Consider the following 9,870-nt stretch of genomic DNA (forward strand, 5'->3'; position numbering starts at 1 on the left):
GTAGCGGAAAAGAAAACGGCCGGCGTTGCCGCCGGCCGTTCTGGACCTGAAACCCCGCTCCGGCTTCAGAACCGGTAGCGGAAGCCCACCTGAACCGACCAGCGGGACTCGCCGGCGTTGTCACGAACGAAGGTGCCGTCGGGCGTGTTGAACCGGTACACGTACTTGCCGGTAACCGGATCGATGCCGCCGTACTCGACGATACCCCGGTTCAGGGGGAAACCGACCTCTTCGATGCGGCCCCAGTCGTCGTTGATCAGGTTGCCGACGTTCAGGACGTCCAGCCAGATCTCCGACTTGTGGCCTTCGAAAAAGCCCGGCAGCTCCTGGGATATACGCACGTCGAAAGTGTTCACCCAAGGCGCGCGCTCGCCGTTACGCTCCGCCACCCGGCCGCGGTACCTGGCCAGTTCCGGATTGGCATCGAGGTAGGCGAAGAAAGCCGCTTCCTCGGCCGCCGAACCGAACAGGACGTCGCCAGGGCCAGTCGGCACGTACAGCAGATCGTTGCCGAAGATGCCGTCGCCGTTGGCATCGTTGTCGAAGGTGTAGCTGAACGGCTTGCCGGAACGGCCCTCGAAGAAGACCGAGAACTCGGTCTTGTAGTTGTCGAAGAAGAAATGCCGGTAGGTCATCGCCGCGGTGAAGCGGTCGCGGACCGTGTAGTTCGAACGGGATGCCACTTCCTCGTTGGGGTTGAAGATGGCCCGGCCGTTCCAGTTGGAGATGGCGCGGCTGGAGGTCAACGGGCTCACTTCAGTGGCGTTGTTGAACGAGTAGCCGACCTGCCAGAACAGGTTGCTGTCGTTGGTGAACGGCTTGGTCAGCGAAACCGTCAGGCTCTGGCCGTTGCCCTTGCCAGTGGGACGGGCGAGGACCACGTCGCGATAGGCGGAATCGCGATTGGCGCGGTTCAGCACTCCGCTGCCGCTCGGGTTGGAACCGAACTGGGTCCAGTTGGCGGGATCGTAACCGGCGGCGTTCCAGTACATCAGACGGCCATCCGGCCCGACGCCGGTGGGCGCGCCCAGATTCAGGTGCTCGTAGAAGATCGCCTGTTCCACCTCGGTGAACAGCAGTTCGGCGGTGGCGACCAGCCCCCAGAAGGGGAGCTCGTGGTCGAATGCCAGGTTCGCCTTCCACACCGACGGCTGCTCCAGGTCCGGATGGATCAGGTCGACGTCGGCCGCCGGGGGAACCGAGACCGGGGTCGGCTGGTTGTCGGGATCTGGCTCGAAGACGCCCACGCCCAGACGGTCCTCGTACACGGCGATGGTGAGGCCGTTATTCGTGTAGGGGTTGGCCAGCCACACGTTGGCGGCGGAGCCCTGGAACAGGCCGAAACCGCCGCGCAACTGGGTCGGACGCTCGGTGTCGAACGTGTAGTTGAAGCCGAAGCGCGGCTGGATCAACTCATTGCCGTCGATGGTGGCGGTGTTGTCGTAACCAAAGGTGGAAAGCACGTCGGCGTTGAACGGCGGACGATCGTCCACGGACGGCACGTCCAGGCGCAGGCCGAACTGCAGCGTCAGGTTGTAGTTGACCGACCAGGTGTCCTGAACGAACAAACCGAGGTTGTCGAGGGTGAAGTCCGCGGCGGCGTCGTTGACGTTGCCCGTCGTCGAGGTGCGGTACAGGTAACTGTCGTAGGCGCCGGTCTCGAAGTCGGCCAGGCTGGTGAAGCGGTAGTTGCCCAGCGACGACTCCAGGAACAGGTTGAAGATGTCGTTGGACTCGTAGTCGGCGCCGAATTTCACCTGATGGTCACCGATGAACCAATCGGCAGCGAAATAGGCGTTGAAAGTTTCGGTCTGCAGCAGATTCGCGTGACGGAACTGCTCGGTGCCGCCGGCGATTTCAGCGGGCCCGAGATCGATGATGACCTGCGGCAGGCGGGAGAAGGTCTGCGGCGCGGACTCGTACTCGCGGTAACTCAGCTTGACCTCGGTCGACAGGTTGTCACTCCAGTCGCTGTACAGCTGGGCGACATAGGTATCGAAAGTCTTGACCTGGTCGTACCAGTGGCTGGAAAGGGAGAACTCGTCGCTGTCGAGGTTCGGCGTGATCAGCTGGTTCTGCTCCACCGAGGTGTAGCGGAAGCTGGCGCGGTGGTTTTCGTTGATGTTCCAGTCGAACTTGACCAGGACGTTCTCGGTTTCGTTCTTGAGATCGCCGATGCTCGTTCCGCCGATGTCGAAGCCCCAGACATCGCGGGCGATACGCTGGGCCTCGGCCACGTCGGCGGAGGTCAGGCCGCTGATCGGGTTCGAGCAGGCCACGTCGGACGGGCAGAAGTCGGGACGCGGCGAGGAGCGGGTGAACTTCTCGTAGTTCAGGAAGAAGAACAGCGTGTCCTTGATCAGCGGGCCGCCGAAGGTTCCACCGTAGGTCTCTTCGTCAATGAACCCGTTGAACTCGTTGCCGTCCGGGTCGTCGCCGACCATGTCGGAATCGCGATAGATGTAATACAGCGAACCACTGAACTCGTTGGTGCCCGACTTGGTTACGGCGTTGATGTTGGCGCCGGTGTACCTGGTCTGGGTGACGTCGTAGTTCGCGACGTTGACCTGGACCGCCTCGATGGTGTCGATCGAGATCGGCTGCCGTTCCGTCGGCAGGTTGTTCGATTCCAGGCCGAAGGTATCGTTGGTGGTGACGCCGTCGATGGTGATCGAGTTGTACCGGGTGTTCTGGCCGCCGGCGGAGATCTCGCCGCGCTCCTTGTCGGTCTGGGAGATGCGTGGATCCAGACGGACGTAGTCCTGGAGGTCGCGGCGGATGGACGGGAAGCCTTCCAGCTGGTCGGAGGTGAGGTCGGTGCCGGTGCCGAACTTGGTCGGGCTGAACACGGTGGAGCCCAGCTCCCCGGTCACCGTGATGGCCTCGAGTTCGGTGGCCTGGGCCGCGGCCAGGTCCACGTTCACCGAGGAGGATTCGCCCAGTACCAGGTACACGTTCTCCTGCACCTCGCTCTGGAAGCCGTCGCGGATCACGGTGACGGTATACGGGCCGCCCACGCGCAGGCCGCGGGCGCTGTAACGGCCGCTGGCATCGGTGGTGGCGCGGGAGGTGGTACCCGAGGGAGTGTGGACGATGATCACCTCGGCGCCGGCGATCGGCTGACCCTGTTCGGAGGTCACGACGCCGCCGAGGGCAGCGGAGGTCTGCTGCGCGAAGGCCGGAGCGGCGGCCAGCGCGAAGGCCAGGCCGAGGGAAAGCTTCGAAAGCCGTACCCGGTTGCGATTGGTCATGGTGTGAACCCTGGTTTTGGGATGACGAGAAGAATCCTGATGACGCGGCTTCCAGCCGCCGCACCCGTTCGGGCGGGTGTCGTGGTTCCTTGATATCTGCCGGCGGGATGCCCCCTGCTGCCCGGTCAATAACAAGAGTTTAACACGGTAATCCGGTTACTTGTCATTCATGTGACAGCGCCGGGACCCCTGAAGACCCGGCCGCCAGCGCCCCTCCCGGCGCCTTGGGCGGCCACGCCGGACGCTCAGGCCGCCAGGTAGGCCTTGACGCCATCGAGCAGCATCTGCACCGAAATGGCCACCAACAGCATACCCATGAGCCGTTCGACCGCCACCAGCACCCGCTTGCCCAGCACCTTGTACAGGTAGGTCGCGGAGAACAGGATGGCCGCCGTGGCCGCCCAGGCCAGAACCAGGGCCAGGCTCCAGTCCAGCATCCGGCCGGGGTACTGGCTGCCCAGAAGCATCACCGCCGCCATCCCGGAAGGACCCGCCACCAGGGGGATGGCCAAGGGCACGATGAAGGGCTCGCCCTCCGGGGCGTCGCCGAACAGCCCTTCCGGACTGGGGAAGATCATCCGCAGGCCGATCAGGAACAGCACGATGCCGCCGGCGATGGCCACCGACTGCTGGCGCAGGTGCATCAGCTCCAGTACGTGCCTGCCCACCCACAGGAAAACGAACAGCACCACCAGGGCGATCAGCAGTTCGCGCGCCAGCACCACCCGTCGGCGCCTGGCCGGCAAGGGCTTGAGCAGGCCCAGGAACACCGGGATGTTGCCCAGGGGATCCAGGATCAGGAACAGCAGCAGGGCCGCCGAGAGCGTGGTCATGCCGGCACCCGCGGCGTCCAGACCCGGCCACGGAAAGCGGCGCCGGCCGGGGAAAGCAGATGCACGCAGGCCGGGGCATAGGCCGCCGGCGCGGGTACCCGCAGCCGGGCTTCGTCGGCATAGGCGCGCGCGCGCAGGTCGGTGCGCATCGGCCCGGGCTCCAGCCCGCTGACCCGGACGCTGCCGGTGTCGGTCTCGGCGCTGAGCTGGCGGACCAAGGCGGCCAGGGCCTGCTTGGCCAGGCCGTACGCGCCCCAGTAGGCCCCGCCTACCCTGGCCGGGTCGTCGGTGACGAAGACGACGGCACTGTCGGACTCCTTCTCCAGATGCGGCAGGCAGGCCTGGGTCAGCAGCCAGGGCGCGCTCAGGTTCACATGCAGGCAACGCACGAAGGCCTCCGGATCGACGGTGGCCAGAGGTGCCAGACCGGTGAACTCGGCCGCGCAGTGCAGCAGGCCGTGCAGGCCGCCCAGCTCGCCCGCGACCCTGGCCGCAAGCTCGGCGAAGTCGGCAGGGTCGGCGCCGGCCAGGTCCATCGGATAGATGGCCGGCTCCGGCCCCAGGGTCTTGAGCGCGTCATAGACCCGATTGAGCTTGGGCACGCGCCGGCCCAGCAGCACGACGGTGGCGCCGGCGCGGGCGCAGGCCTTTGCTGCCTCCGCGCCCAAGCCGCCGTGGGCGCCGGTGACGACCACCACCCGCCCGGCCAGGGCATCGGCGGCGACCTCCGGCGGCGGCGCGTGGGTCGCGCTCATGCGCCCTTCTGCGCCTCGGCGACCATGCGGGCCAGCTCGCCGCTCTCGTACAGTTCGACGGTGATGTCGCAGCCCCCGATCAGCTCGCCGTTGATGAACAGCTGCGGGAAGGTGGGCCAATCGGAATAGCGCGGCAGGTTGGCGCGGACCTCCGGGTCCTCCAGCACGTTGACGGTGTGGTAGCCGACGGCGCCGGCTGCCTTCAGGGCCTGTACCGCGCGGCTGGAAAAGCCGCACATCGGAAACTGCGGCGTACCTTTCATGAAAAGCACGATGGGATGGGACTCGACCACCGTCTTGATGCGGTCCATGACGCTCATGCGAAGCTCCGTTGCGTGGGCGCCCGTCCGGGCCGGGGCGCGATGGGGCTAGAATTATACGGCTCGGGCGCCGCCCGAAGGCGCCATCAACGGAACGAACCGGAGACAGCCATGGCCATCGAACTGCCCGCCCTGCCCTACGACCGCACTGCCCTGGAGCCGCACATCTCGGCCGAGACCATCGATTACCACTACGGCAAGCACCACCAGGCCTACGTCACCAACCTCAACAACCAGATCAAGGGCACCGAGTTCGAGAACCTCGATCTGGAAGCCATCGTCCGCAAGGCCCAGGGAGGCATGTTCAACAACGCCGCCCAGGTCTGGAACCACACCTTCTACTGGAACTGCCTAAAGCCGGGCGGCGGCGGCGAACCGGGCGGCAAGCTCGCCGACGCCATCAACAAGGCGTTCGGCTCCTTCGCGGCCTTCAAGGAACAGTTCACCCAGACCGCGGTCACCACATTCGGCTCCGGCTGGGCCTGGCTGGTGCAGCGCCCGGACGGTGCCCTGGCGCTGGTCAGCACGCCCAACGCCGCCACGCCGATCACCGGCAACGACAAGCCCCTGCTGACCTGCGACGTGTGGGAGCACGCCTATTACATCGATTACCGCAATGCCCGGCCGAAGTACGTCGAGGCGTTCTGGAACCTGGTGAACTGGGACTTCGTCGAGAGCCAGATGGCCTGATGCCCACTCCCGGGCTCCTGCTCGAAGCCGACCGGCTGTCCTGCGACTACGCGGGGCGGCCGGCCGTCCGCGAGTTGAGCCTGGACCTGCGGCCGGGCGAGCTGGGCTGCCTGCTCGGACCCAGCGGCTGCGGCAAGACCACCCTGCTGCGGGCCATCGCCGGCCTGCATCCGCCTGCGTCCGGCGCCCTGCGCCTGCGCGGCCGCGACGCCCTCCCGCTGCCGCCCGAGCAGCGCGGGCTGGGCTTCGTTTTCCAGGATCTGGCGCTGTTCCCGCATCTTAGCGTGGCGGGCAACGTCGGCTTCGGCCTGCACCGGCTGCAGCCGGCTGCACGCCGCGAACGCGTCGCCGCAACCCTGGCCCTGCTCGGCCTGGACGGTCTGGGCGGCCGTTACCCGCACGAGCTGTCCGGCGGCCAGCAACAACGCGTCGCCCTTGCCCGCTCGCTGGCGCCGCGCCCCGACCTGCTGCTGCTGGACGAGCCCTTCTCCAGCCTGGACGCCGACCTGCGCGGTCGGCTGCGCGACGAACTGCGCATTCTGCTCAAACAGCTGGGCATCGCCGCCCTGCTGGTCACCCACGACCAGGAAGAGGCCTTCGCCTTCGCCGACCGGGTCGGGGTGATGCAGGGCGGTCGGCTGCTGCAATGGGCCCCCGGCTTCGAGCTCTATCACCGGCCGGCCACCCCGTTCGTGGCCTCCTTCGTCGGCGAGGGCCGGCTGCTGCCGGCACGGGTGGCGGCCAACCGCCGCCTGCGCACTCCGCTTGGCGAACTCGATCTGCCGGCAGGCCTGGAATGCGCCGAAGGTAGCCGCGTACAGGTGCTTCTGCGACCCGACGATCTGGTGCTGAGCGAACACGAAGGCATCGAGGCGGAGGTCGGCGCGGTCGCCTTCCGCGGAGCGGAGTCGCTGCACACGCTGGTGCTGGCCGACGGTACCGCATTGGCGGCGCTGTTTCCCAGCCACCAGCAGAAACGCGTGGGCGAGCGGGTCCGGGTCCGACCGGACCTGGCGCACGTCGTGGTATTCCCCGCAGCCGCGGACGGCTGATTCAGGCTCCGCGCAGGCGCGCGGCCACCGGCGCCACCTGGGCTTGCCGGCCCAGGGCCCGACCCACGCGCTCCAGCGCTGCCGCCAGTTCCTGCGGATCGTCGGCGCGCAGCGTGGCATGACCGACCTTGCGGCCGGCCCGCGGGGACTTGCCGTAGTCGTGCCAGTGTCCGCCGGGCTCGGCCAGCACCGGCGCTGCCGGTGGCAACTCGCCGATCCAGTTGAGCATGCAGCTGTGACCTAGCGGCCGCACCTCGCCCAGGGGCAGGCCCAGTACCGCGCGCAGATGGTTCTGGAACTGGGAGGTCTCGGCACCCTCGATGGTCCAGTGCCCGGAGTTGTGCACGCGTGGCGCCATCTCGTTGGCCAGCAGCACGCCGTCACGCAGGAACAGCTCCAGGGCGAAAACGCCGACATAGTCCAGGGCCGCGGCCACCTTGCCCGCCGCCTCCAGGGCCTGGCGCTGCAGGCCGGGCTCGGCGCTTGCCGGCGCCAGGCTGGCCGAGAGAATGCCGTCCACATGCCAGTTCTCGGTCAGCGGCCAGGCGCGCAATTCACCCTCCCGACTGCGCACCGCCACCACCGACAGTTCGCGCTGGAAGGCCACGAAACCCTCGAGGATCAGGCCGACCGTACCGGCCTGCGCGCCCAGCGCCGCCCAGGCCGCGTCGGCGTCCGCGGGCCCGCGCAGGCGGAACTGGCCCTTGCCGTCGTAGCCCAGGCGACGGGTCTTGAGGATGCAGGGTGTGCCGATGGCGGCCAGGGCCGCGTCCAGCGTTTCGCGCGAATCCACCGCGGCAAACGGCGGCACCGGAATGCCCAGGTCGCGGAACAGGGTTTTTTCCGCCATCCGGTCCTGGGCCACCGCCAGCGCGCGCGGACTGGGGAACACCGGCACCCGCTCCGCCAACCAGCCGGCGCTTTCGGCCGGTACGTTCTCGAAATCGAAGGTGACCACGTCCACGCGCGCGGCGAATTCGGCCAGGGCGGCCTGGTCGCGGTAGTCCGCCTGCAGCAGGGGGGCGAACTGGGCGGCGCAGGCGTCGGCCACCGAGTCCAGCACCAGGAAGCGCAGGCCCAGCGGCGCACCGGAAAGCGCCAGCATGCGGGCCAGCTGCCCGCCCCCCAGGATGCCGACGGTGGTCACGGCTGCCGCGGGTCCGGCTTGTCCAGCACCTCGGCGGTCTGCCGGGCGCGGAAGTCGTCCAGGGCCCGGCGGATGCCGGCGTGCTCGGCTGCCAGCAGGGCGGCGGCGAACAGGCCGGCGTTGGCGGCGCCGGCCGCGCCGATGGCAAAGGTGGCCACCGGCACGCCGGCCGGCATCTGCACGATGGAAAGCAGGGAGTCCAGGCCGTTGAGCGCCTTGCTCTGCACCGGCACGCCCAGCACCGGCAGCGACGTCATGGCCGCCAGCATGCCGGGCAGATGGGCCGCCCCGCCGGCGCCGGCGATGATGGCGCGCAGGCCACGCTCGCGGGCGGTCCTCGCGTACTGCACCAGCAAATCAGGGGTGCGGTGCGCCGACACCACCCGCACTTCGTGCGGCACGCCGAGCTGGTCCAGCCGGGAAACGGCATGCTGCATCGTCTCCCAGTCGGAACGGGAACCCATGACTACCCCGACCAGCGGGGCGGAGGCGGCTTGGTTCATGGCGGTCGCCTGCGGCAAAAGGCTATTCTAGACGGCATTCCCGCCCACGGACACCAAGCCCCATGGACCGCAAGCTGCTCGACATCCTCTGCTGCCCGACCAGCCGCCAGCCGCTGGCGCTGCTCAGCGGCGCCGAGCGCGACGCCATCAATGCCGCCATTGCCGCCGGCGGCATCCGGCGTGCCGATGGCAGCCCCCAGACCGAGCCGCTGGCCGAGGGCCTGATCACCCGCGACCGCCGCACCGTCTACCGGATCGACGACGGCATCCCGGTGCTGCTGGCCGACGAGGCGCTGGACACGGCCCAGGTGGACGGCTTCCCGCGCTGATGGCGAGTCGCCCACCTCCCTCGCCACCCCCGGCCGAGACGGTGGCGGCGGATGTCGCCCGTGCCCTGGCCGAGGATCTGGGCCCGGGCGATGCCACCGCCGAGCTGCTGCCCGACCGACCGGCGATCGCCCATGTCATCGCCAGGGAGCCGGGCGTGATCGCCGGCCGTCCCTGGTTCGACGCCTGCTTCCGTAGCCTCGACCCTGGAGTGGAGATCCACTGGCGGGTGGACGAAGGCCAGGCGGTCGGCGCCGGCGCGGTGCTGGTAGAACTGTCGGGACGCGCCCGGGCCCTGGTCAGCGCCGAGCGGCCGGCGCTGAACTTCCTACAGACCCTCAGCGGCACCGCCACTGCCACCGCCGATTGCGTGGCCCGGGTGGCCGGCAGCCGGACCCGCATCCTGGACACGCGCAAGACCCTGCCCGGACTGCGCCAGGCACAGAAGTACGCTGTGCGCTGCGGAGGCGGCGCCAACCACCGGATGGGTCTGTACGACGCGGTGATGCTCAAGGAAAACCACATCCATGCCGCCGGTTCGATCGCAGCGGCTGCGGCCGCGGCCCGTGCCCGGCACCCGGCACTGCCGCTGATCATCGAAGTGGAAACGCTGGACGAACTGGACCAGGCCCTGGCCACCGGCTGCGACCGCATCCTCGTGGACGAGTTCTCCGACCGGGATCTGCGCGAAGCCCTGCGCCGGGCAGCCGGGCGGATTCCACTGGAGGTTTCGGGCGGCGTCACCGCGGAACGCCTGACGGCGCTGGCGGCGATCGGGGTGGACTACGTCTCCATCGGCGCGCTGACCAAACATGTCCGCGCCCTGGACCTCTCGCTCCGCTTCGGTCCGCCGCCCTCCGACCCCTGATCTGACCCTTTGATCTGACCCTTTGATCTGACCCTTTGATCTGACCCTTTGATCTGACCCTTTGATCTGACCCTTTGATCTGACCCTTTGATCTGACCCTTTGATCTGACCCTTTGATCTGACC

10 protein-coding genes are annotated in these 9,870 nt (G+C 68.2%); 4 read left to right on the forward strand and 6 right to left on the reverse strand.

All coding sequences use genetic code 11. The annotated features are described in order from the left end of the window. Positions 1-65: 65 nt before the first annotated feature. The 4 genes from F0415_RS11920 to grxD all read right to left on the reverse strand — a co-directional run bounded on the left by F0415_RS11920 (position 66) and on the right by grxD (position 5,159). Entirely contained in the window at positions 66-3,251 is a 3,186-nt protein-coding gene (locus tag F0415_RS11920; protein ID WP_149861446.1) for a TonB-dependent receptor, read from the reverse strand. Between the two features lie 245 nt (positions 3,252-3,496). Further along, positions 3,497-4,084 (reverse strand): YhgN family NAAT transporter, encoded by a 588-nt coding sequence (locus tag F0415_RS11925; RefSeq protein WP_149861447.1) that lies wholly within the window; start codon positions 4,082-4,084, stop codon positions 3,497-3,499. Further along, positions 4,081-4,839 carry an SDR family NAD(P)-dependent oxidoreductase gene (locus F0415_RS11930; protein WP_149861448.1) on the reverse strand — a complete coding sequence of 253 codons (759 nt, stop codon included), beginning with the start codon at positions 4,837-4,839 and terminating at the stop codon, positions 4,081-4,083. The genes F0415_RS11925 and F0415_RS11930 overlap by 4 nt, the downstream gene beginning before the upstream one ends. Beyond that, complete coding sequence (gene grxD, locus F0415_RS11935; protein ID WP_149861449.1) at positions 4,836-5,159, reverse strand: Grx4 family monothiol glutaredoxin; 324 nt, start codon at positions 5,157-5,159, stop codon at positions 4,836-4,838. The genes F0415_RS11930 and grxD overlap by 4 nt, the downstream gene beginning before the upstream one ends. Before the next feature lie 111 nt (positions 5,160-5,270). Between grxD and F0415_RS11940 the strand changes: the two genes are divergently transcribed. Further along, positions 5,271-5,849: a superoxide dismutase gene (locus F0415_RS11940; protein ID WP_149861450.1), complete on the forward strand. Its 579-nt coding sequence runs from the start codon at positions 5,271-5,273 to the stop codon at positions 5,847-5,849. Further along, positions 5,849-6,901, forward strand: a complete 1,053-nt coding sequence (locus tag F0415_RS11945) for an ABC transporter ATP-binding protein (RefSeq protein WP_149861451.1) — start codon at positions 5,849-5,851, stop codon at positions 6,899-6,901. Before F0415_RS11940 ends, F0415_RS11945 begins: the two co-directional genes overlap by 1 nt. Before the next feature lies 1 nt (position 6,902). On the opposite strand, the gene F0415_RS11950 is transcribed toward F0415_RS11945, so the two are convergent. Further along, positions 6,903-8,048 carry a 5-(carboxyamino)imidazole ribonucleotide synthase gene (locus F0415_RS11950; protein WP_149861452.1) on the reverse strand — a complete coding sequence of 382 codons (1,146 nt, stop codon included), beginning with the start codon at positions 8,046-8,048 and terminating at the stop codon, positions 6,903-6,905. Further along, positions 8,045-8,551 (reverse strand): 5-(carboxyamino)imidazole ribonucleotide mutase, encoded by a 507-nt coding sequence (purE, locus tag F0415_RS11955; protein ID WP_149861453.1) that lies wholly within the window; start codon positions 8,549-8,551, stop codon positions 8,045-8,047. The genes F0415_RS11950 and purE overlap by 4 nt, the downstream gene beginning before the upstream one ends. A gap of 62 nt (positions 8,552-8,613) precedes the next feature. Between purE and F0415_RS11960 the strand changes: the two genes are divergently transcribed. Then, complete coding sequence (locus tag F0415_RS11960) at positions 8,614-8,880, forward strand: Trm112 family protein (RefSeq protein ID WP_149861454.1); 267 nt, start codon at positions 8,614-8,616, stop codon at positions 8,878-8,880. Then, positions 8,880-9,746 (forward strand): carboxylating nicotinate-nucleotide diphosphorylase, encoded by an 867-nt coding sequence (nadC, locus tag F0415_RS11965; RefSeq protein WP_149861455.1) that lies wholly within the window; start codon positions 8,880-8,882, stop codon positions 9,744-9,746. The genes F0415_RS11960 and nadC overlap by 1 nt, the downstream gene beginning before the upstream one ends. Positions 9,747-9,870: the final 124 nt, after the last annotated feature.

It is taken from the genome of Arenimonas fontis (assembly GCF_008386465.1).
Lineage (GTDB): Bacteria > Pseudomonadota > Gammaproteobacteria > Xanthomonadales > Xanthomonadaceae > Arenimonas > Arenimonas fontis.

What these genes read in the sequence shown, in the direction of transcription:
- F0415_RS11920 (WP_149861446.1), bottom strand. Translation starts at nt 3,251, where the DNA reads ATGACCAATCGCAACCGGGTACGGCTTTCGAAGCTTTCCCTCGGCCTG.
- F0415_RS11925 (WP_149861447.1), bottom strand. Translation starts at nt 4,084, where the DNA reads ATGACCACGCTCTCGGCGGCCCTGCTGCTGTTCCTGATCCTGGATCCC.
- F0415_RS11930 (WP_149861448.1), bottom strand. Translation starts at nt 4,839, where the DNA reads ATGAGCGCGACCCACGCGCCGCCGCCGGAGGTCGCCGCCGATGCCCTG.
- grxD (WP_149861449.1), bottom strand. Translation starts at nt 5,159, where the DNA reads ATGAGCGTCATGGACCGCATCAAGACGGTGGTCGAGTCCCATCCCATC.
- F0415_RS11940 (WP_149861450.1), top strand. Translation starts at nt 5,271, where the DNA reads ATGGCCATCGAACTGCCCGCCCTGCCCTACGACCGCACTGCCCTGGAG.
- F0415_RS11945 (WP_149861451.1), top strand. Translation starts at nt 5,849, where the DNA reads ATGCCCACTCCCGGGCTCCTGCTCGAAGCCGACCGGCTGTCCTGCGAC.
- purE (WP_149861453.1), bottom strand. Translation starts at nt 8,551, where the DNA reads ATGAACCAAGCCGCCTCCGCCCCGCTGGTCGGGGTAGTCATGGGTTCC.
- F0415_RS11960 (WP_149861454.1), top strand. Translation starts at nt 8,614, where the DNA reads ATGGACCGCAAGCTGCTCGACATCCTCTGCTGCCCGACCAGCCGCCAG.
- nadC (WP_149861455.1), top strand. Translation starts at nt 8,880, where the DNA reads ATGGCGAGTCGCCCACCTCCCTCGCCACCCCCGGCCGAGACGGTGGCG.